At 65.6% G+C, this 20,363-nt stretch carries 18 protein-coding genes; 4 read left to right on the forward strand and 14 right to left on the reverse strand.

Going from position 1 to position 20,363, the window contains the following annotated elements; all coding sequences use genetic code 11:
* The first annotated feature begins 418 nt into the window (after positions 1 to 418).
* Positions 419 to 1,063 (forward strand): leucine efflux protein LeuE, encoded by a 645-nt coding sequence (gene leuE, locus Q3Y64_RS17880; RefSeq protein ID WP_303563984.1) that lies wholly within the window; start codon positions 419 to 421, stop codon positions 1,061 to 1,063.
* 61 nt (positions 1,064 to 1,124) lie between these two features.
* Here the strand turns inward: leuE and pelA are convergent, their stop codons facing one another.
* From pelA to Q3Y64_RS17905, 5 genes are all read right to left on the reverse strand, one after another.
* Entirely contained in the window at positions 1,125 to 2,477 is a 1,353-nt protein-coding gene (pelA, locus tag Q3Y64_RS17885) for a pectate lyase (protein ID WP_303563985.1), read from the reverse strand.
* Positions 2,478 to 2,694: 217 nt separating this feature from the next.
* Positions 2,695 to 3,609 carry an amino acid ABC transporter substrate-binding protein gene (locus tag Q3Y64_RS17890; protein WP_303563987.1) on the reverse strand — a complete coding sequence of 305 codons (915 nt, stop codon included), beginning with the start codon at positions 3,607 to 3,609 and terminating at the stop codon, positions 2,695 to 2,697.
* A gap of 297 nt (positions 3,610 to 3,906) precedes the next feature.
* Complete coding sequence (locus Q3Y64_RS17895) at positions 3,907 to 4,920, reverse strand: zinc-binding alcohol dehydrogenase family protein (RefSeq protein ID WP_303563989.1); 1,014 nt, start codon at positions 4,918 to 4,920, stop codon at positions 3,907 to 3,909.
* Positions 4,921 to 4,963: 43 nt separating this feature from the next.
* A complete protein-coding gene (locus Q3Y64_RS17900) occupies positions 4,964 to 6,985 on the reverse strand; it encodes a PEP/pyruvate-binding domain-containing protein (protein ID WP_303563992.1) in 2,022 nt (673 codons plus the stop codon).
* A 112-nt stretch (positions 6,986 to 7,097) separates the two neighbouring features.
* Entirely contained in the window at positions 7,098 to 8,063 is a 966-nt protein-coding gene (locus Q3Y64_RS17905) for a DMT family transporter (RefSeq protein ID WP_303563995.1), read from the reverse strand.
* A gap of 104 nt (positions 8,064 to 8,167) precedes the next feature.
* Here Q3Y64_RS17905 and Q3Y64_RS17910 point away from each other — a divergent pair, with 104 nt between their 5' ends.
* Entirely contained in the window at positions 8,168 to 9,055 is an 888-nt protein-coding gene (locus Q3Y64_RS17910) for a LysR family transcriptional regulator (protein WP_101940717.1), read from the forward strand.
* A gap of 219 nt (positions 9,056 to 9,274) precedes the next feature.
* On the opposite strand, the gene Q3Y64_RS17915 is transcribed toward Q3Y64_RS17910, so the two are convergent.
* Positions 9,275 to 9,673 carry a diacylglycerol kinase family protein gene (locus Q3Y64_RS17915; RefSeq protein ID WP_303563999.1) on the reverse strand — a complete coding sequence of 133 codons (399 nt, stop codon included), beginning with the start codon at positions 9,671 to 9,673 and terminating at the stop codon, positions 9,275 to 9,277.
* Positions 9,674 to 9,810: 137 nt separating this feature from the next.
* Complete coding sequence (locus tag Q3Y64_RS17920; RefSeq protein ID WP_303564002.1) at positions 9,811 to 11,724, reverse strand: hypothetical protein; 1,914 nt, start codon at positions 11,722 to 11,724, stop codon at positions 9,811 to 9,813.
* A 120-nt stretch (positions 11,725 to 11,844) separates the two neighbouring features.
* Here Q3Y64_RS17920 and Q3Y64_RS17925 point away from each other — a divergent pair, with 120 nt between their 5' ends.
* The gene (locus Q3Y64_RS17925) at positions 11,845 to 12,120 is read left to right on the forward strand and encodes a hypothetical protein (RefSeq protein WP_303564004.1); all 276 of its coding nucleotides are present in this window, start codon (positions 11,845 to 11,847) and stop codon (positions 12,118 to 12,120) included.
* 95 nt (positions 12,121 to 12,215) lie between these two features.
* On the forward strand, positions 12,216 to 12,911 hold the full coding sequence (locus tag Q3Y64_RS17930) for a DsbA family protein (protein ID WP_303564006.1): 696 nt from the start codon (positions 12,216 to 12,218) through the stop codon (positions 12,909 to 12,911).
* A 20-nt stretch (positions 12,912 to 12,931) separates the two neighbouring features.
* Here the strand turns inward: Q3Y64_RS17930 and Q3Y64_RS17935 are convergent, their stop codons facing one another.
* From Q3Y64_RS17935 to Q3Y64_RS17965, 7 genes are read right to left on the reverse strand one after another with little or no spacing between them, the layout of a single operon-like run.
* On the reverse strand, positions 12,932 to 13,867 hold the full coding sequence (locus Q3Y64_RS17935; RefSeq protein WP_101940711.1) for a sugar kinase: 936 nt from the start codon (positions 13,865 to 13,867) through the stop codon (positions 12,932 to 12,934).
* 2 nt (positions 13,868 to 13,869) lie between these two features.
* On the reverse strand, positions 13,870 to 14,889 hold the full coding sequence (locus Q3Y64_RS17940) for an SPFH domain-containing protein (RefSeq protein ID WP_101940710.1): 1,020 nt from the start codon (positions 14,887 to 14,889) through the stop codon (positions 13,870 to 13,872).
* Between the two features lie 25 nt (positions 14,890 to 14,914).
* Positions 14,915 to 15,934, reverse strand: coding sequence for a bifunctional nicotinamide-nucleotide adenylyltransferase/Nudix hydroxylase (locus Q3Y64_RS17945; protein ID WP_303564011.1), 1,020 nt, complete (start codon positions 15,932 to 15,934; stop codon positions 14,915 to 14,917).
* A gap of 10 nt (positions 15,935 to 15,944) precedes the next feature.
* The gene (locus Q3Y64_RS17950; protein ID WP_303564013.1) at positions 15,945 to 17,657 is read right to left on the reverse strand and encodes an NAD+ synthase; all 1,713 of its coding nucleotides are present in this window, start codon (positions 17,655 to 17,657) and stop codon (positions 15,945 to 15,947) included.
* Positions 17,654 to 18,157, reverse strand: a complete 504-nt coding sequence (locus tag Q3Y64_RS17955) for an NADAR family protein (protein ID WP_101940704.1) — start codon at positions 18,155 to 18,157, stop codon at positions 17,654 to 17,656. The genes Q3Y64_RS17950 and Q3Y64_RS17955 overlap by 4 nt, the downstream gene beginning before the upstream one ends.
* A gap of 12 nt (positions 18,158 to 18,169) precedes the next feature.
* Positions 18,170 to 19,375: a nicotinate phosphoribosyltransferase gene (gene pncB, locus Q3Y64_RS17960; RefSeq protein ID WP_303564016.1), complete on the reverse strand. Its 1,206-nt coding sequence runs from the start codon at positions 19,373 to 19,375 to the stop codon at positions 18,170 to 18,172.
* A 34-nt stretch (positions 19,376 to 19,409) separates the two neighbouring features.
* The gene (locus Q3Y64_RS17965) at positions 19,410 to 20,276 is read right to left on the reverse strand and encodes a cysteine hydrolase (RefSeq protein WP_303564018.1); all 867 of its coding nucleotides are present in this window, start codon (positions 20,274 to 20,276) and stop codon (positions 19,410 to 19,412) included.
* Positions 20,277 to 20,363: the final 87 nt, after the last annotated feature.

The following is a 20,363-nucleotide window of genomic DNA, read 5'->3' on the forward strand; positions in this document are numbered from 1 at the left end:
GGTTGTCGTAGGTGCGGCTTCAGCCGCATGCGCCCCACGCCACCTCGGGCCCCGCCGGCTGAAGCCGGCCCTACGGGGCATTGATCGGAGACGGGTGAGTTTTCGTAGGTGCGGCTTCAGCCGCATGTGCCCCACGCCACCCCCGGCCCCGCCGGCTGAAGCCGGCCCTACGGGGCATTGATCGGAGATGGGTGGGTTGTCGTAGGTGCGGCTTCAGCCGCATGCGCCCCACGCCACCTCGGGCCCCGCCGGCTGAAGCCGGCCCTACGGGACACTGATCGGAGACGGGTGTTTTTTTTGTAGGTGCGGCTTCAGCCGCATGTGCCCCACGCCACCTCGGGCCCCGCCGGCTGTAGCCGGCCGGGATGGCGGACAAAGGCGTAAGCTTTCGGCTGTTTTTCTGCTCCAGGAGTGAGGCATGTTTTACGGTGTGACGGATATCTGGACCTATGCGCTGGGCGCGCTGTTCATCGTGCTGCTGCCCGGCCCGAATTCGCTGTACGTGATGGCGGTGGCCTCGCGCGAGGGCGTGGCGGCGGGTTATCGCGGCGCCTGCGGGGTATTCCTGGGCGATACCGTGCTGATGATCCTGTCGGCAGCCGGCGCGGCCTCCTTGCTGAAGACGCATCCGGCGCTGTTCATGCTGGTGAAGTATGCGGGGGCGGCTTATCTGGGCTGGGTGGGGCTGAGCCTGTTGCGCCAGGCGCTGGCGAACTGGCGCGGCGAAGCGCCGGCAGGAGGCGAAGCGCAGGCTGAGGCCTCGAAACCCTTTCAGCGTGCGCTGGTGATCAGCCTGATGAATCCGAAGGCGATCCTGTTCTTCATTTCCTTCTTCATCCAGTTCGTGGATCCGCAGGCGGCGCAGCCGGCGGTGGCTTTCCTGATCCTGGGGGTGATCCTGCAGATCCTGAGCGCGCTGTATCTCTCGGCGCTGATCTTCGGCGGGGCTTATCTGGCGGCCCAGTTCCGCAGCCGTCAGCGCCTCGCCGCCGCCGGCACAGCCAGCGTGGGCGGGGTGTTTCTGGGCTTCGGGGTGAAGCTGGCCACGGCCAGCCTGAGCTGATCGGCAGCAGACAGAAAAAGGCCCCGCACTAGCGGGGCCTTTTTCATGCGCTTGCCGTGGCTCAGTAGCCGACCGATGTGGCGTAACTCAGCAGGCTGGAGGCGTAGGCGCCGCCCCAGGAGTAGCCGTAGCGACGCTCGGCTTCGATGGCCATGATGTCGTACTGCTTGCCGGTGCAGGTAGCGAAGGGAGCCGGGGTGCTGCAATCGCTGCCGTTCGGGGTGCGGCCGCTGAAGAAGCCAACATCCTTGTCCAGATCGTAGAAGCGAAACCACATCACGCTGCCCGCCTGAGTCTGGATCGGGTTGTAGGTGATGTCGGTGCTGCCGGAGGCACGATTGACGTAGGCGGTATTGGCCACCTGCACGGCGCTGCTGCGAAACCAGGCCAGGCCCGCCTGCACGGCTGCCTTGATCTCGGCGGTTTGCGGCCGGCTCATCAGATAACCGATCACGCCGACCGACTCCTTGCCGCTCTTGGAGGGCCATTCATAGGCGCGACCCTCGCGTGCCACGTAGCTCACCGGGTCGTGCTGGGCGCACCACACCGTTTTCACCCCGTTCTGCACGATCTGGGATTTGAGGATGTAGTCCACGCCCTTGTCGATGGCGGTGGCCAGCTTGGCGTACTGCTCGGCGGTGAACAGGTCGGTGGCATCCAGCGGGGCCGTCTTCTTGGCGACCTGATCGAGCACCAGCATCACCCGGGCCATGGCGTCGTCATTGAAGGTGACGTAGTTGGAATAGGGCGTGTCGCCTGAGCGTGCCGGGTACACCTGTGGAAAGCCACCCGTGGGGTATTGCATCAGGAGCAGGAAATCGAGCGTTCTGCGGGCCGCATCGCGGTATTTGGTATCGCCGCTGCGCTTGTACACGTCGGCCAGGAAGAAGAGCTCAGAGGTAGTGGCGTCGTTGTCGATGGTGCCCAGATCTTCGCCATTCACGCCCAGCCAGGTGGAGGATTTGCTGCCGGCGACCCATTTGGTGACGTACAAGGCGGTCTTGCTGGTGCTGGCGGTGTTCTTGTAGTCAGTGAGGTGCTTGTAGAAGCCACCCTCGGTGGTCTGCCAGGTCAGCATGACGTCGGCCTTGGCCATGTCTGCGGCGAGCTTGGCCGCTGCATCGCCGGTGGTGCTGAGCAGGATCTGGTAAGTCGTCATCTCGCCGCTGGCGGGGTTGCCGCTCTGGCTGAGGATCGGAGCAGCACTGCTGACCGCGGCACTGCTGCTGGAGCTACTGGTGGTGGATCGGTTCGCGCTGCTGCTGGCAGCCGAGCTCGAAACCGCTGCGCTGCTGGCGGCACTGCTGCTCGCCGGGTTGCTGGATGTGCTGGCGGATGTGCTGCCGCCGCCCCCGCAGGCACTGAGGCCGGCGCAAAGCAGCAGGGCAAGCACGCTGTGGCGTGTGGTGATCATGGTTCTCCTCCCAAGGATGTTTCTTGTTTGATCGGGCCGTGCCGGATGGCGGCCAGCCCAGCCGCATTCTGACCATGCGGAGGGCTCCGGGGGCTTCTTTTTTCTGCCGGCCCCGCTTGCGATCTTGAACTGCCGCGCAGCAAAAAGGCCTCGCTTGCGCGAGGCCTTCCGGGTGATGCGAACAGCGCGTCAGGCGGTGAGGCCGCCTGTCATGTGATTACAGGGTGTAGCCGAGCACCTTGGCAAAACCCGAATCCTTGGCCGGACGGGTGAAGGCTTCGCGGGTGAGGCGCGACATCGGCACTTGCAGGCTGGAGGTGTTGAACCACTTGTCGTAGATGCGGTTGATCTCGCCGCTGGCGTAGAGCTCAACGAGGGTCTTGTCGATGGCGCTACGCAGTTCGTTGTCGTCCTTGCGCACCATGATGGCGTAGGGCTCGATCGAGAGGTAGTCACCGGCCAGGGCGTATTGATCGCGATCCGGCAGGGTGGACAGCAGGCCGGAGAGGAGCACGTCGTCCTGCGGGAAGGCGACGGCCTTGCCGGCTTGCAGGGCCTTGAGGGCTTCGGTGTTGCTGGGGTAGCTCTTGAGCTCGGTGGTGCGCAGCTCCTGATCACGCAGCTGGCTGAAGAGCTTCTCGGAGGTGGTGCCCTTGCTCAGTGCGATGCTGCCATTGGTAATGGTGCGCAGATCGGTGATGCCGGAATTCTTGCGAGTGAGGATCTTCATGCCGGCCACGAAGATCGTGTAGGAGAAGGAGACCTGCTCCTGACGTGCCTTGGTGTTGGTGGTGGAGCCGCATTCCATGTCGGCTTCGCCGCTCTTGATCTTGGGAATGCGCTCGGCGCCGCTCACGGTGATGTACTGGGCCTTGAGGTTGGGCAGCTTGAGATCCTTGCGCAGGCGCTCGACCACGCGCTGGCACAGCTCGACGGAGTAGCCGCTGGCCTGACCCTTTTCATCGACGAAGGAGAAGGGGCGCGAGGCTTCGCGGTTGGCAATGGTGATGGTCTGGGTCTGGCGGATGCGGGCCAGCGAATCAGCGGGGGTCTGGGCATGCGCAACGGAACTGGCAACGAGCAGGCCGGCAATCGCTAGGCCGGAAGAAAGACGGGAAAGGATGTACAGCATCGGGAACCTTGATCTTCAAAAATACAGGAGATGGCCTGGTGCAGACGGATCAATCCGCCCGACAGGCAAACGCACATGCTCAACCGGGGCGGTGAGCAACTGCGAACTGGTTCGATTCTAAAACATACCCTTTCGTACGGCTTGTATATCTTCTTTCTGTGAAACCTTATTTTTCACAAGCCTGCCCGGCTCAAGGGCGATTGCTGCGGCAAGCCCAAGCCCAAGCCCGTCATCCTGTGCATTGGCGCTGTGCCGGCTGCAGCAGGGCGGCCCGGCGGGCGCCCTGCCCCACTGCGTTCAGCGCCAGCCTTCGAGCACGATCTTGCCGCGGGCCTTGCCCGATTCGAGCAGAGCATGGGCGCGCTTGAGGTTGGCCGCATTGATCGGGCCGAAGTGCTCGCCGAGGGTGCTGCGGATCTGGCCGGCGTCGACCAGGGCGGCAAGCCGGTCGAGGATCTGGTGCTGGGCGACCATGTCCGGCGTGTTGAACAGGGCGCGGGTGAACATCAGCTCCCAGTGCAGGGACACGGACTTGCGCTTGAGCAGCTTGATGTCGAAGGGCGCCGGATCGTCGATGAGGCCGAAACGGCCTTGCGGTGCGAGGCATTCGGCAATCTGGGCGATGTGCTGGTCGGTCTGGGTGAGGCTCACCACGTAGCGCACCTGGGGGATGCCGATGCGCTTGAGTTCCTCGCTGAGCGGCTGGCTATGGTCGATCACATGATGGGCGCCGAGCTCGCGCACCCAGGCCTGGGTTTCAGGCCGCGAAGCGCTGCCGATCACGGTGAGGCCGGTGAGCTGGCGTGCCAGCTGGGTCATGATCGAGCCGACGCCGCCGGCTGCACCGATGATCAGGATGGCGTCGTCGCTCGTGCCGCCCTGCTTCACTTCGAGGCGGTCAAACAGCATTTCCCAGGCGGTCAGGCCGGTCAGCGGCAGCGCCGCGGCCTGTGCATCCGGGAGAGACTGCGGGGCATGGCCGACGATGCGTGCGTCCACCACATGGCGCTGGCTGTTGGCACCCGCGCGGGCGATGGAGCCGGCGTACCAGACGCGATCGCCGGCCTTGAACAGCGTCACCTCGGCGCCCACGGCGAGCACCCGGCCGACGGCGTCCCAGCCCAGTATCTTGAACTCGCCCGCCGCCGGGGCCGCACTCTTGCGCACCTTGGTATCGACCGGATTGACGGCGATGGCACTCACTTCAACCAGCAGATCGTGCGGGCCGGGCTGCGGCTCGGGCAGTTCAAGGTCCAGCAAGGCATCGCTGTGCTCGATGGGGAGGATGTTCTGGTAGGCAACGGCTTTCATGGGCGGTTCTCCTGCTTGCGGTGGGAATGTTGCGAAGCGTCTGTCAGCTTCGGGCGGGGCGTCTGGGGGGCTGCGTAGCCAGCCGGGTGGGCACTGCGGCTGCATAGGGGCGGGCCTGCAGGACGACGATCTGCTCGCCCTCGGTGGTAGCCCATTCGATGTCCTGATCGCGACCCCGGAACAATTGCCGGATGGCGCTGCCAACGCGCGCGAGCCGCCGGGCGCTGGCTTCGTCGAGCACGGTTTGCTGCTGATGGGCCTCGTCGATGGCGCGCTCGCGCACGCCGCCGGATTCATCGAGGGTCAGCTCGCTCTGTTCGTCGGCACGGCTGAGCAACTGCACAGCGCCGCTGCGCGCGTCGACCATGACTTGCTCGGCAATCCGGCGGCCCTCGACGACCTTGATGCCAATGCCGCGCTTGGCGGCGATGTAGCTGGCGCCGCGATGCGCCGGATCGAAAGGATCGCGGGTGATCATGACACCGGAGCGGCGCGCATCGATGGCAGTCTGGACGAGCACGCCCATGGCCACCGCCTCCAGCGGGATGGCGCCGGCGCGGCGGGCTTCGAAGGCTTCACTGTTGAAGACCGAGGCCCAGACGGTCTTGACGGCCTCGGGCAAGGCCTCGACGAGGCGCACATTGGGCACGGTGGTGTAGAGGCCGGCGCCACTGAAACCGGGCAGGTCTTCCGAGTTGGAGGAGCTGCGCACGAAGACGCCCGCGCCGCCCAGTTGCTGTTGCCACTGCGCCTGCCACTCAGCCAGCCAGGCGGCCGGCAGCGGCAGGGCGATGAGCTGGCTGCGCAGGGTCTCCAGCGCGGCATGGCGCACGCGGGCATCGTCGTCAAAGTGCGGCGTGACCAGCGCGGCCTGGATCAGGGCCTGGGCGTCGGCACGCTTGATGAACGCGGCGTAGCGCGCAAAAGGGATGCAGAAACCATCCGGCACCTGCACCGAGGGAATCTTTGCTGCGCGGATTTCACCCAGATTGGCGGCCTTGGCGCCGCAATGCGCGCGATCCCGGGCGTGCAGCTGGCTCAGCGGCGTCAGGCTCTGGTGGCTGAGATCGGGCCGCGGCAGCGTGCGTGCCTTGTGCGCGACGACCAGCGTCTGCGGCGGAATCGGCTGGATCGTATAGCCGGTGCGCGTCACCCGCAGTTCCACCCACTGACGGTCGTAGCCGGACAGCTCCGCGAGCGCGTTGCGCAGCCAGGCATTCGGAATGCCCCAGCCCTTGGCGAGCAGATTGACATGCGAGATGGCCGTCGAGGGACGACTGGTGATGACGCCCGCCACCGGCGGCAGGCTGATCGGCACTTCGTCGAGCACCAGGATGTCCTGTGGATCTGCATCGGCCACGATGCCACCTGCTGGCACCACACGCACCCGGCCCCTCGCCACGCCCTCGTTGAGGGGCAGAAAAGCCTGCTCGCGGATCAGCTGCTCCTGCGACACGAAGGCCACGCCGGCGGCTGTCGCCACCCGCTCATGGGCCTGTGCGTTGGCCTTGAACAGCAAGGGCGCGAAAAAGGCCGCCTGCAGGCTTTGCTGCGTGGTGCGCAGCAGGTTCGTATCGAGCTGGTCGCCCTCCCAGCATTCGAAGGTCCATTGCTGCGTGCTGTTCTGCCAGCTCAGGGTGCCGAGGATGAAGCGCCGGTCCGGCGCACGGTAGTTGGCGGCCATGGCGGCGCGCCCGAGCTGCAGGTGGAGTGGCCCGCGGGTCAGGAATTGCTCATGCAGCCCATAGCGCCGGGTGTTGATGAAGTAGGGCTGGTCGCCATGCTGGCGGTCAATCAGGAACAGCAGGTGCGGCAGCTCCAGCGGTGTGCCGAGGTTGTAGCGCCGCGCCAGGCGATCGAAGTCGGCGCGCTGGCTGATGTGATGGCGATAGGCCTCGCTCGCCGGCGGCAAGGGATCGACTTCTCCTGCCGCGCGGAAGGCCGAGGGCTTGGCTGCCAGCTGGGCCTGGACGGGCAGCGCGCCAAGGGAGAGCAGGCACAGCGCCGCCAGGGCGATTCGGCGGAGGCGGCAAGCCAGGGAGGAAACGGACGCAGTGCAGCTCATGCTGGATGAAGATGCCAGGGTAATGACAGGGCCCCCATCATGCCACCGGCCTTGGGCCACAGGTCTGCCAGCCGGAGCACCTGCGGGCCACTGATCCGGCCATCTCGCGCCTTCATTTGGGCGTTGCCAGCGCCGGGCGCAAGATTGAGGAAGGCTTGGCCCCGGCCTGCCCGCCCAGCTGGTTGAGCACCAGACTCACCAGCACCAGTGCAGCCCCGATCAGTTCACCATTGCCCAGCGCATGGCCACGCAGCACGCCGATCAGCAGCGCGGTGAGCGGCACCACATTGATGAAGAGCAGGCCACGCTGAGCGCCGATCTGGCGCATACCCTGATTCCAGCACAGCACCGCCAGCACGGCAGCCAGCAGCACCAGAAACAGCAGGGCCGGGGCCAACGCGGGCAAGGTTGCGGCGGAGGGCAGACGCAGCGCACCGAAGGCCCCCGCCAGCAGCCAGAAAGCCACCAGCCCGAGCGCACCCCCGCTGCTGCTGAGTGCGGTGTAACGCAGCGGCGACCAGTGCGGGAAGGCTGCCGCGCCCATCGAATACAGCACCCAGCACATTCCGCCGGCAATCATCATCAGGGTGGGCAGCAGCGCCGCATGTTCGGTGAGCCGCGCCGGGTGGCCGTCGGTGGTCAGCAGGAGCACGCCCACCACCGCCAGGGCCAGAGCCACGAAGCTGCGCGCCGCCGGGCGCTGGCCACTGCGAGCCCACTGGATCAGCACCGCGATCAGGGGCTGGAGGGCCATCACGATGGCACCGAACTCCGGCCGCGACATGCCCACGGCGTAGAACATGAGCAGGTTGAAGCCCGCAAACCCCAGGGTGCCGAGGCCCAGCAACTTCCAGCCCTGGCCTTCGAGGCGCAAAGCATCCGCGCCTTCGCGCCAGGCCAGCAGGGCCATGAAGATGGGCGCAGCGATGCCATAGCGCCACAGGCTCATGCTGATCGGGTCCATGTCAGCCAGCACGGCTTTCGAGACCGGGAAGGCGGCGCCCCACATGACGGTGGCGGTCAGCAGGGCGAGCCCGCCCCAGGCAGCGGGACTCAGACGGGGCGGGAAGGCGGACATGGTGCGATCTCGGTTGCAGCGGGGGATGGCTGCAGTTTAGGGTGAGTCGATCTGTCAAAAAAGCGCTACAGTCGAACATGATTGTTTCTAAATGAGCGCAAATCATGGAACGCCTGATCAATATGGCCAGCTTTGCCGAAGTGGTTGAAGCGGGTGGTTTTTCGGCTGCGGCAGACCGCCTCGGCTGCTCGCGCGCCGTGGTGAGCAAGCGCATCAGCGCACTGGAGAAGGATTTCGGCCTCACCTTGCTGCATCGCACGACCCGCCGCCAGAGCCTCACCGAGGCCGGCGAGGCGCTGTATGCCTACTGCCGCCGCGTGCTCGACGAGATGAACAGCGCCGAGGCGCATCTGCAGGAGCTCTCCAGCACGCCGCGCGGCACCTTGCGGATCACGGCGCCGCATTCCTGGGGCAACCACGTGCTGGGTCCGCAGATCGGGCGCTTCCTGCTGCGTTACCCGGAAATCCGGGTCGAGCTGCAGCTGAGCGATCAGCTCGCTGATCTGGCGGCCAGTGCGGTCGACATCGCCATCCGCCTCACCAACACCCCGGCACCCGGGCTGGTGGCGCGCCACCTGGCCGAGCTGCCCTATGTGATCTGCGCTGCACCGGCCTACCTGAAAACGCATGGCACACCGCTCCAGGCGCAGGAGCTGGCGCGCCACAACTGCATCTTCTATGCCGGCGAAGCCCGCCTCAACAACTGGCAGCTGCGCACCCCGCAAGGCGAACTGCTGACGCTGGAAGTGGCTGGTTCGCTGGCTGCCAACAGCGTTGAAGTGATGCGCAGTGCGGCCCTCGAAGGCCTCGGCATCGTCGCCCTGTCGCGCTACCTGGTGGATGCGGAGTTGCAGCGCGGCGAGCTGATCGAGATCCTGGCCGACTGCCAGATGCCGCCACGCCAGATCCACCTCGTGACCCTGCCGGATCGCCTGCTGCCCGCCAAGACCCGCGCCTTCATCGACTTCCTGCTGCCGGGGCGGCTGGCCTGAGCAAGCCCGCGGCTTTGGCCGCAGAACCATGCTCCACCCGGGCCCCGCCGGCTGAAGCCGGCCCTACAACAACCCCGACAAGCGCCCCGGTGCCCGGCGCCTGGCACAACAGGCACGAGCGTAGGTGCGGCTTCATCCGCAAAACCACATTCCACCCGGGCCCCGCCGGCTAAAGCCGGCCCTACAACGGCCCTACAACAGCCCCAACAGCCAGCCCCGTCACGGCGCCAACGCACTCAGCCTCGGCCACAAGGTGAGGGCGCCCAGCGCGGCGGCGGTCAGCGCGCAGACCAGCACCGCGCCGGCAGCCAGATCCTTGGCGCGCCGGACGCGTTCATCATGCGCAGGCGACACCAGATCGCAGACGAACTCGATGGCGGTGTTGATCAGCTCGGCCAGCCACACCAGCGCCACAGCCACGAGCAGCCAGCGCCAATCCGCCGCGCTGATTCGCAAGGCCAGCCCCAGCGCCCCCACCGCCAGCGTACAGGCGAGATGGATCCAAGCGTTGTGCTGGGTGCGCAGCATGAAGGCGATACCGCTGCCGGCGTAACGGAAACTTCGCAGGCGCTGCCGCAGCGAGAAGCGGCCATCCGCCCGGCCCTCAGCGCGGCGCATGCGGAGGCCTCCGTGCGGGCTGCCAGCGCAGCGGGTCCGGCGCGGTACGCCGAGCCCGCCCCGGCAAGGCGCGCAAGGCCGCCAGCACAAGGCCGCAGGCAGCGGCAATCAATACGCAACAAGCCATTTCTGTCTCCTCAGGTGTGGGGCTGGATCAGGATCTCGCGGCGCGCGTCGAGCGGCACCGTCACGCGCGCCGCACCCTGCGCATCGGCACGCACCCGGGTTTCGACGCAGCCGCTACAGAGATAGATCTGCCCCGGCCGCAACCCGGCCAGATCGAGTGTCTGCAGGCCGGGGCGCAGGCCCGGATAGAGGGTGGCCATGAGCACACCGGCGTGCTGCACGGCACGCGCCACCCGCACTTCGGGATAGGCGGCGCGGCTGATATGCGGCTGGCTGGCGGGCAGGTTCGGCTGAGTGACCAAGCGCCGGAAAGCACCTGCCTCACCAGTGCGCGCCATCAGCTCCACGGCATGCGCCCACACCGAGGCGCGCGGGCGCCAGTATGGGCCGCCCTGCGCGGACTCGTCCCGTGCCGGGCACGTTTGCTCAAGGGCGTAGAGACACACGCCCGCAACTTCACGATCGCCCATCTCCACCGCTGCGAGCGCCGTAGCCGCCAGGGCCGCAGCCGGCGAATGGCCGTAGTTGCCGGTATCGATCGGCCAGAAGCGCGTCAGGCGCAGGGCGCCGCGCGCATCGAGCAGGCTGCGGCGCAGCAGCAACCACTGGCGCAGGGCGATGTCCGGCAGGCTGGCGTTCAGGAATAAGCTCGGCAAGGCCTGCGGCATGGCGCCGCCGATGCCCGGCAAGGCCAGCCCGGTATGACTCGAACGACACGGCACGAAGGCCCCGCCAAGGGTGATGAATTCGGTTTCAAGCGCGGTGCGAAAGCGCGCGGCAAGGCCGGCCCAGTGCCGCTCCCCGCGCTGGGCATCGCAGGCCCGGATGCCGGATACGCCAATGGCATTGCAGAGCGGATAGATCCAGTTCGGCTCGCAAGCCATCAAGGTGAAGGAAGAATCGCCGAAGCCGCGCTGCAGCGCAGCCGTCAGCGCCGGCAGATCGGCCTGGTAAATCCTGCCGTCGGGATGCCTGAGCGGCAGACTGCCGGGTCGGGAAAACTCGCGGCGCCCGGAGGACGCCTGGTAGAGCGCCATCTGGGTGGCCAGAAAACCGGTGTACATGATGTTTTCGCGCGCGGTCGGGTCCGGATCGCAGCGCAGGTTGCCCCACAGGTTCTCGAGCGCCCAGTAGCGCCAAACGCGGTGATCGGCCTGCTTGTGGATCAGGTTCTGCTGGGCCTCATCAAGGTAGCCGCTGAAGGCCGACAGGCGGGTGCTGCGCGCCATCGCCAGAGCGTAGCCCATGAAGTGCAGCTGGTAGCGCACGGCCGCGGTCTGAAACTGGTCGCGCCATTCGAAGCCCTCGAACTCCGCCACCGGCTGCAGGGCTCGGTCGAGCACGAAGCCCATCAGCTTGAGCTCCTGCGGGCTCATCTCGGCAGGCAAGACTTCGGCGGGCCGCTCGAACCGGCAGACAAGCGCTGCGGCCTCATGAACCAGATAGTGATTGGCCTGTGCTCGCCGCCGACGGCCACGCCAGGCATGCAGCACACTCAGCAGGAGCGCGCTCAGCAACCCGCACAGCGCCAGCAGGCACAGCTCGTGCAGCGAATCCGCGCTGGCCCCGCCGGGCTGCATCCACGCGGCCATCAGTGCGGCCAGCAGCCAGGCCGCCGGGGGCGCCAGCAGATTGCCGGTGGCGAACCACAGCAGGCACGCCGCAGCAAAAATCAGCAGGCTGGCAACGAACAGCCCAGCCTGCAGCAGGCCCACGGCGGAGGCGCAATCGGCGCGTGCAAAGAAACCGCCGCCAGGCAGGATCAGGCCGAGGCCGAAGACCTGCCAGAAACGCTCGCCTGCGCCCCAAGCGAGGGCCGCACCGCTCAGGCACAGCAGACCGTGGATCGCGCCCAGCCGCAGCAGGCGTGACAGGCTCAGCGGGCCACAGGGCAAACGACGATCGGGCAACAGGCAGGGGCTCACACGTACTCCGGACAGGCATCAGGACAGGCGCCCAGTCTGGCCGGCCTGTGTGAGGCGCGTGTGAGCCCGGTGTGAAGTCAGCCCGGCCGCGCGAACCAGCTCGCCAGAAAGTCCAGCATCGTGCGCAGCTATCTGTGGATCCCGGCGCTGAAAACCGTGGCCGGTGGCGTCGTCGTCTCCAGCGGCATCCATATGTGGGTGGCCGACACGCAGAGCGCCAAGTCACGCCAGGACTGGCAGGCCACCCTCAAGGCCTTCGAAAAGGAAGCCGCCCGGGCCAAGGACTCCGCCACACTCATCAAGGCCATGAGCGCGAGCTACCCACAGGCGGGCGAAGCGGCCTCGCTGGAAATTTCGTCCAAGGTCATCAAGGGCGAAATGAAGTGGCCGCAGTGAGCGCAACGCGCAATACTTGATGACCCGGCTCCGCCATTCCCGCGCAAGCGGGAATGGCGTGTCATGAATACCAAAAACAGACGCAGGAAATCCCCATGAGCACGCTCCACTACATCTTTGATCCCCTTTGCGGCTGGTGCTATGCCGTCGCCCCGCTGCTCCGCGCGGCGCGCGCAGTGCCCGGCCTCAGCATCGCCCTGCATGGCGGCGGCATGATGACCGGCGCCAACCGGCGCAGCATCACTCCGCAATGGCGCGACTACGTGCTGCCGCACGACCGCCGCATCGCCCAGCTCACCGGCCAGCCCTTCGGCGAAGCCTATTTCGAAGGTTTGCTGCGTGACACCACGGCCGTGATGGACTCCGCTCCGCCGACCACCGCCATCCTCGCTGCCGAGGAGCTCGCCGGCCGTGGGCTGGACATGGCACACCGCCTGCAACACGCCCATTACGCTGAAGGTCGCCGTATCGCCGATCAGGCCGTGCTGCAGGCGCTGGCTGCCGAACTCGGGCTGGAGGTCGCTTCGTTCACTGCCGCGTTCGAGCGACTCGCGGGTGAAGCCACCGAGCAGCACTTCCGCGACAGCCGCCACTGGCTCGCCCGCGTCGGCGGCCAAGGCTTCCCGACCCTGGTGCTGGAACAGGCCGATGGCGCACTCACGCGCATCGATGTCAGCCCCTTCCTCGGCCAGCCAGAAGCCTTCGCCGCGGCACTACGCCAGCAAGTGCCGGCAGCAGATGCGGCTGAAATGATTCCGCATTGCGGGCTGGATGGCTGTACGGACGCCTGAAGCAAGCGCGTCCCTATTGTTCAACCAACCAGGATCCCGCGCCGCTCGGCCAGGCTGATGGTGGCGCGGGTGCCGGCATTGAACTGCAGGTAGTCGCTCTCGATGCCGTCACTGAAAATGACGCCGTTCTCCGCCATCTGCGACACCAGAATCAGCGGCGCCTCGCGTGAGACTTGTCCGAAGCTGATGCTGCTGGCCGAAGTCTTGCTGGGCCAGGGCTCGCGCACCGAAAAATACAGATAGTCCGACTCCCAGCGAAAGTCTTCGAGTACGCCAGCATTCGCATCCCCACCAAGCGCCGTGGCGATGCCGCTGGCACCGGCCAGCACGCTGCGCAACCAGCCACTGCCGCCCATCCCGGTCGACACGATGATGCCACTGGAGGACTGGCGCTCGGTCACCCCGCCGCAGCTGATTTCGTAGCGTGCCGAAGTGTGCGTGCGTGGCCCGATGAACAGGTCATTCACCGCACACAGGGTCTCTCCGGTATTGAGGCTGGCCTGCGCCATGCTCACCTCATGCAGCGGGCGCCGGGCAGCGAATACCTCGGGCAAGAGGCGATCCAGATCACGCACAACGAAAGGCAGAAGCACACCTTCCCAACGCGCCGGATCCGGATTCACACCAATCAGCGGCTGACCCTCGAGATACTTCAGCACATTGGCCACCAACCCGTCCTGCCCCAGCGCGACAACCGTATCGTGCGGGCCAAACACGAAGTTCGGCACGAAGGCTCGGTCCAGCACCTGCAGGCGTCCGTGGCGGGCCAGGGCCTGACTGGTTGCCGTCACCGCTTCACGGTAATGACGATGCTCCAGCTGATAGTCGGAAAAGTCCGCACCGAGATGTTCGACGTAGAAGCGCGCCTGCCCCTCGGTATTGAAGCGCTGGATCAGCTCTTCAAGCCGGGTGCGCCGCGTCACCAGCACGATCTTGTTCTCGCTGCTGCGCTCCATGCTCAGTTGCGCTCGCGCTCAAGCAGGCCCTGCAACAACTCGGAGGAGATATTGAGCTCACCGATCTTGCCGGCGTTCTCGGCCAGCTCCTTGAACGACAGGGCGACCAGTTGCGCCGCATCGAGGCGGGCACTGGTGAGTGCCTGCAAGACCTTCGGATCGGTTTCGGAGAGCGCACGCATCATGGCCGAAATGCCATAGGCCTTGGCATCGGCCTCCTCGCGGGTGTTGGCCGTGGAGAGTGCCAGCAGATCCTTGTTCTGCTCTTCCAGCGCGATCTTGGTGGCCATCTCCGCTTCGCGCAGCTCGCGCTTTTTCTGCTGCACGGATTTCTCCGCGTCCATCTGCGCTTCCTTGATCTGGCGCTTCTTGTTCTCCACCGCAATCTCGGTATTCAGCTCGTTCTCCTTGATCGAGCGCTCCTGCTCCACGGCAGCATTGCGCCGCGCGAACACCGCCTCGTCCGCCTGACGCAGGATGGCTTCGCGGGCTTCGGCCTCAAGCGCGCGCGAGGTCTCCGGCGTTGGCTTGATGGCCAGAATGGAGAGCCCAAGCACCTCGATGCCCAGCGAGGTAATCACATCGGCAGCCTGCATGCCGACCCGCACGCTGCCCACCAGGCGATCTGCCCCGCCCAGCGCCTCACGCAGGGACATCACGCGCAAGGACGAACTGGTCAGCACCTGGGCGTGGTTGATGAGGCGCTGCGGTAGCTTCTGCGGATCCTCCGAGGCGTAATCACGACCATTCGCTGCCAGGGTGAAATTCATCAACTGGGCCAGCTTGCGCGGGTCTGTGACGCGATAGGAAAGCTGGCCCTGCACAGTGACCGACTGAAAATCTGCCGTGGCCTCTTCGAAGATGAAGGGCACATCGACACTGCCCACCGGCACGCGCACCAGCGAGCTGGTGGGGCCGTAATAGAAGAAGGACAAGCCCACGCCCTCGCGTACGACCTTGCCGCTTTTGTACTGCAACAGGAAATCGGTCGGGCCAACCTTGATGAAGCGGATACCGAACATGGATGCTCCTTTCGTGATCGTGGATTCAGTTAGCGAGAGCGAGGAAGTGGTTGAGGATATTGAAATGATCCTCGAAGAACTCGCCTTCCATGCCGGCGAGTTGGGCGACCGGGAACCACTTCGCCTCGGCCGCATCATCGGCACCTTCCACTTCGGGCGGGCGGGTGTGCTTCAGGTCGAAGAAGTGGGCATGGGTGATGGTGCGGGCGCGGGTGCTGCGATCCGGATGATCGAACACGGCCGTCCCCGCCAGCGCCTCTTCCAGCGTGGCATCGAGCAGGCCAAAACCGGTTTCCTCGCGCAGTTCGCGGATCGCGCCCTGCAGCACACGCTCACGCCCGTCCAGAAAACCTCCGGGCAGCGCCCAGGTGCCTTTGCCCGGTGCCCGGCCGCGCTTGACCAGCAGGATCTGTTCCGACGCCTTGACCACCGCGTCGACGGTGATGAAAGGCCCGTTGCCCCAGACCCTGCGGCTCTCCTCGACAGCGAAGTGCTCGTCGCGCAGATGGGCGAACATCGGCAAGGCCGCCCAGCCGCGCATGTAGTGCAGCGCGGCGGCGGGCAGCAGCGGCGCGAGCAGGGCGCGGGTCACCTCCGGGTCTTCGCCTTCAAACCAGATGCGGCGCAGGGCGGTAGCATCGATCTCGCCCTGCCGTGGCATGCCGATGAATTCCCAGTCCGGAAAGCGGTTCAGGTACTGGCTGGAGGCATCTTTCAGGTAACCAATCAGGGCCACGCGGGCCTTGCGCCCAAGCGCCTGCTCGACCAATGCCGCGGCAGCCGATGCCCAGCGCGTATCGTCGTAGTAATCACGCATCGGCAGGAAGCTGACGCGGGCATGCTGCGCCTCGCTCAAGGTGCAGCCAATCATTGCGGCACGCTCTTCCCAGCTGAAGGGATTCTTGGCGTTGCGGGCGGAGAAAGCCGAGCCGAGCAGGACGATCACGCGCGGCGCGGTTTCCAGCGCCTGGGCGAGCAAGGCGGCATGGCCGTTGTGAAAGGGCTGAAAACGGCCGATCAGGACGGCGGCATCGAATTGACTCATCTGTTTCTCCTCAGAAATCGTATTTCGCCGCAATCGGCATCTGCCGCCCGCTACCGAAAGCACGCCCGCGCAGGCGCAGGATCGGCGGAGCCTGACGGCGCTTGTATTCGTTGCGGGCGATCATGCGCTTGATGCGTGAAATCAGCGCCCTCCCCTCCTCGCTGGCCTGCTGCCGGGCGAAAGCAGCGGCTACCGCAGCGCGCTCATCCTCGCCAAGGCGTTCGCCCTCGATGAGCTGCTTGAGGATCGCGTCCAGCACCGGATAAGGCGGCAGGCTGTCGGTATCGCGCTGGTCCGGTGCGAGCTCGGCGGAGGGTGCCTTGTCGATGATCGCAAATGGAATCAGCTCGCGGCCGGCGGCGGCGTTGAGATGGCGGCACAAATCGAAGACTTCGGTCTTGTAGAGATCGCCAATCAGCCCGAGGCCACCGTTGGTATCGCCATACAGCGTGCAGTAACCCACCGAGATCTCGCTCTTGTTGCCAGTAGTGAGCAGGAGGTGACCGAAGGCGTTGGAATATTCCATCAGGATGGTGCCGCGCACGCGCGCCTGCAGGTTCTCCAGCGGGAGGCCCTGCAGTGGCGCCGAGAAGGCTGCGGAGAAGCCCGCGCCGTAAGTTGCCACGAGATCGCGGATCGGATGCTCGATCAGGCGCACACCAAGATTGCGGCACAGGGTCACCGAGTCGTCGACGCTACCGGCACTGGAGAACTTCGAGGGCATGGTGATGCCGACGACGTTCTCCGCGCCCAGCGCCTCGGCCGCCAGCGCCAGGGTCAGGGCGCTGTCGATCCCGCCGGAAGAGCCAACCACCGCTCGCGTGAAACCGCAGCGGCGGGCGTAGTCACGCAGGCCCAGCACGATCTGGCGACGGTAGAACTCCATCGCCGGCAGGCCTTCATCGCTGCTGGGTGGCAGGCAGGCGCCACTGGCCTCGCAGAAATGGCCATCGTTGAAAGTCAGGGTCCGGATCGCCTCGCTGAAGCGCTCCGCCTCGAAGACCACCCCGGCCTGCGGCTCCACGGCGAAGGACGATCCATCGTAGATGATCTGGTCATGTCCGCCGACCTGGTTCACGTACACCAGCGGCAGCTGATGACGAGCGCTCGCCGCCGCGAACAACTTGCGGCGCAGGGCATGCTTGCCGATGCTGGAGGGTGAAGCATTGATCGACACGACCAGATCCGGCGCGGCATCGGCAAGGCGCTCAAAGGGGTTCACTGCATAGTCGCGCCCTTCATCGTTCCAGCCATCCTCACAGATCAGGAAGCCGACCTGCTGACCGCCCACGCGCAACACGCGGGCCAGGTCCGGTCCCGGTTCAAAGTGGCGGCGTTCATCGAAGATGTTGTAGGTCGGCAGGAGCTGTTTGGCATAGCGCAGGCGCACCGCGCCATCGGCCAGCACCAGCAGGCAATTCTGCAGTGCCTTGCCCGGCCCCTCGCGACGCTGCGGCGCCCCCACCACCCAGTGCAGACCCGGTGTGCTGCGGGTAGCGCTCAGCAGGTCCGCCAGGCCTTGCTCGATGCGGGCGAGGAAGTCCGGCTCGTCGAGCAGGTCACCGGGGTAGTAACCGGTCAGCGAGAGTTCAGGGAAGACCACCAGGCTGGCGCCTGCGGCCTGGGCCCGGGTGGCCGCGCCCTGCATCAGGGCGCAGTTGCCGGTAATGTCCCCAACGGTCGGGTTGATCTGTGCGAGGGTGAGTTTGAAGCCGGATGTCATGAACGGGATCTGCCTGAAAATTGTTGCAAGCGGGTGCGCACCTGCATCAGCACCTTGCCGAGGCGGTTCTCACCCTGCCACTGGGTGGGATCGAGCGCGCGCGGGTCTTCCTCTTCCAGCCCGATGCCCCAGATCGGATCGTCCGGGCTGGCTTCGACGAGCAGGCGCTCGCCGGTAGCGAGCAAGGCTTCGCCGAGCACCGGGTTCTGACGGAATTTCTCGAGCAGCCCGATGGCCACCAGTGCCTCGCACTCATCAGACCAGCGCACGCTGTCGAAACCGCGGATCTTGCGGCCCAGCAGCTTCTGCCGCCGCGGATGGACTTCGGCCAGGATCGCCGCAGCCATCTCTGCATCGCCGAACAGGCGGGCCTTGGCAAACATCATCCATTGCTCGCCGCAATTGAAGCGCTGCCCATCGATCTCGAACACGCTGGGATACCAGTTCGAGTAAATCTCGTTGGCTCGCCAGAACAGCAGCATCTGCGGAGTAAGGCGCATCGGGCTACGGCCTCAGAGCGAATGATCGAAAACCTGACGCAGGTAGGCGAGGAAGGTTTCGTCCTCGCACAGCGTCTTGCCCGGTGCATCGGAGAGCTTGGCCACCGGCTGGCCATTGCAGGCGGTGATCTTCATGACGATGTTGAGCGCCTTGTGCGGCGTGTCGTTGGAGAGATCGGTACCGATGCCGAAACTGGTCTGGATGCGGCCGTGGAAGTGCTGATATAGCTCCAGCGCGCGTGGAATGTTAAGACCGTCTGAAAACACCAGACGCTTGCTAGCCGGATCGATGCGCAGCTTGTGGTAGTGGGCGATGGCCTTCTCGCCCCACACGACGGGATCGCCGGAATCGTGGCGCAAACCATCGAAGAGCTTGGCGAAATACAGATCGAAATCGCGCAGGAAGGCATCCATGCCGACGACATCGGTCAGCGCCACGCCGAGATCCCCCCGGAACTCCTGCACCCAGCCCTCCAGAGCGGCCTTCTGGAAGTCCCGCAGACGGAAGCCGAAAGACTGGTAGGCCTGCAGATATTCATGGGCCATGGTGCCGATCGGGGTCAGGCCAAACTTCTTCGCCAGGTAGACGTTGGAGGTGCCCCGGAAGTGCTGGGGCGCCACCTCGGCAAAGCGCTGCACCACCTCCTCCTGCCAGGCACCCGAGTAGCGGCGGCGCAGGCCGAAGTCGAAGAGCACGAAGGGAGAGGCCGTGTTCGCCGGAATGCTCTGCAAACCGGCCTGCAATACGCCGATCTTGGCCTGCAGACGTTCGCGGGCCACGGTCATCACCCCTTCCTGCGGCAGCCGGCGGAAGTACAACTCGTTCACGATATAGAGCACGAAGATCTCAAAGCCCATCACGTGCACCAGGGGGCCACGTGCCACGACCTCCAGCGTTTCGCCCACCGCGCGCACTTCGATGAAGCGGCGCTGGAAACGGAACAGGGAGAGGAAATCGACGAAATCGCTCTTGATGAAGCGCAGACTGGCGAGGTAATCCAGCTCATCCTGGGTGAAGTACAGGCTGCACAGGTGATCAAGCTCGCGCTCCACGTCATCCTTCAGCTCGGCGAGCGGAAAGGCCGGCCGGTTGCGGCAGACAAACCGGTACTCCGCCTGAGCGCCCGGGTTGCTGTGCAGCAAGGCCTGCCACATCGTGAATTTGTAGAGGTCGTTCTCCAGCAGGCTGCGTACGACTGGTGTCTGATTGGCTTGCATGTGTGTGGCTCCGCCGAGGGTCTTGCCTGTCATTTCAACGCGCATTGTCCAGCAGTTCTGCACGCACTTCGCTGGCGTTCATCAACTGCACGCCGCGCTCGCGCATCGCGGCGAGGAATTCCGCATACGCGGTCTCGAAACCGCTTACCGGGCTGATGCAATCCTCGATCAGCACCAGCTTGCCCAGCTCGGCGGCCGGCCAGTGCGCCACGATATGCTCGGTAGTGGCCCTGACGCAGTGACTGCCCGCCTCGCCAGCGATGAAGACGCGCTCTGCACCGCGCAGCCGGGCCAGCAGCGCCTGATTGAGCTGGGTGGCGGCATCCGCCGGATCCGGCACCTCGGCCTGCATCGCGCTGTAGTGTTCGGTCAGCGGGTTTTCGCCCTTGCTGACTTTGGCGACGATGGCCGTCCGGGCCTCTTCCCAGCGATTGAGCGCCAGGCGCAGAGCATGGTGAATGTTGTGACCCCAGCTGCCGATCTCGCAATGCACCGGCCAGATCATGTGGGTATAACGACCCGCGGCCTCCAGTGCATCGAGATAGCTTTGCGCGCGCGCCTGCCACTGCGGCGCGCGCGGCAGGTAGCGGCCTGCACGCAGCTCGGCGGCCGTAATCTGGGTGAAGGGTGCGACGGCCTGGCCATCGGCATCCTGCCAGAAGGTCGGGTGAGCGATATCGAGGTGCTGGTGCGAATCGAGCGTGACCGTGATGGCTTCTAGCCCCGCGCGGCCGGCATCGACCAAGGCAGCAAGGGCCTGCATGTCAGCGTGTGCGCCGGGCACCGGCAGGCTCGGTGCAAAACGGCCGCCGAGCGGATCGAGCGGGCAATAGTCGGCGGGCAGATCACAGAAATCGTTCTGCGGGTCGATGATGAGCAGATGAAGATTGCGCTGAGCCATGAATTTCTCCTGGATCACCCGCGTTTTCCGGCGGGTATGGATCCACTCTAAACAACTTAGATGCGTTTTGCAACTAACACTCTATCG

It is taken from the genome of Uliginosibacterium sp. 31-12, assembly GCF_030548425.1.
GTDB classification, from domain to species: Bacteria; Pseudomonadota; Gammaproteobacteria; order Burkholderiales; family Rhodocyclaceae; genus Uliginosibacterium; species Uliginosibacterium aquaticum.

Excerpts from the sequence above, each read along its gene's own strand:
- Q3Y64_RS17900 (WP_303563992.1), bottom strand. The coding sequence starts at position 6,985 with ATGAGCTGCACTGCGTCCGTTTCCTCCCTGGCTTGCCGCCTCCGCCGA.
- Q3Y64_RS17895 (WP_303563989.1), bottom strand. The coding sequence starts at position 4,920 with ATGAAAGCCGTTGCCTACCAGAACATCCTCCCCATCGAGCACAGCGAT.
- pelA (WP_303563985.1), bottom strand. The coding sequence starts at position 2,477 with ATGATCACCACACGCCACAGCGTGCTTGCCCTGCTGCTTTGCGCCGGC.
- Q3Y64_RS17935 (WP_101940711.1), bottom strand. The coding sequence starts at position 13,867 with ATGGAGCGCAGCAGCGAGAACAAGATCGTGCTGGTGACGCGGCGCACC.
- Q3Y64_RS17930 (WP_303564006.1), top strand. The coding sequence starts at position 12,216 with ATGAGCACGCTCCACTACATCTTTGATCCCCTTTGCGGCTGGTGCTAT.
- Q3Y64_RS17945 (WP_303564011.1), bottom strand. The coding sequence starts at position 15,934 with ATGAGTCAATTCGATGCCGCCGTCCTGATCGGCCGTTTTCAGCCCTTT.
- Q3Y64_RS17940 (WP_101940710.1), bottom strand. The coding sequence starts at position 14,889 with ATGTTCGGTATCCGCTTCATCAAGGTTGGCCCGACCGATTTCCTGTTG.
- Q3Y64_RS17950 (WP_303564013.1), bottom strand. The coding sequence starts at position 17,657 with ATGACATCCGGCTTCAAACTCACCCTCGCACAGATCAACCCGACCGTT.
- Q3Y64_RS17910 (WP_101940717.1), top strand. The coding sequence starts at position 8,168 with ATGGAACGCCTGATCAATATGGCCAGCTTTGCCGAAGTGGTTGAAGCG.
- pncB (WP_303564016.1), bottom strand. The coding sequence starts at position 19,375 with ATGCAAGCCAATCAGACACCAGTCGTACGCAGCCTGCTGGAGAACGAC.
- Q3Y64_RS17915 (WP_303563999.1), bottom strand. The coding sequence starts at position 9,673 with ATGCGCCGCGCTGAGGGCCGGGCGGATGGCCGCTTCTCGCTGCGGCAG.
- Q3Y64_RS17955 (WP_101940704.1), bottom strand. The coding sequence starts at position 18,157 with ATGCGCCTTACTCCGCAGATGCTGCTGTTCTGGCGAGCCAACGAGATT.
- Q3Y64_RS17905 (WP_303563995.1), bottom strand. The coding sequence starts at position 8,063 with ATGTCCGCCTTCCCGCCCCGTCTGAGTCCCGCTGCCTGGGGCGGGCTC.
- leuE (WP_303563984.1), top strand. The coding sequence starts at position 419 with ATGTTTTACGGTGTGACGGATATCTGGACCTATGCGCTGGGCGCGCTG.
- Q3Y64_RS17965 (WP_303564018.1), bottom strand. The coding sequence starts at position 20,276 with ATGGCTCAGCGCAATCTTCATCTGCTCATCATCGACCCGCAGAACGAT.
- Q3Y64_RS17890 (WP_303563987.1), bottom strand. The coding sequence starts at position 3,609 with ATGCTGTACATCCTTTCCCGTCTTTCTTCCGGCCTAGCGATTGCCGGC.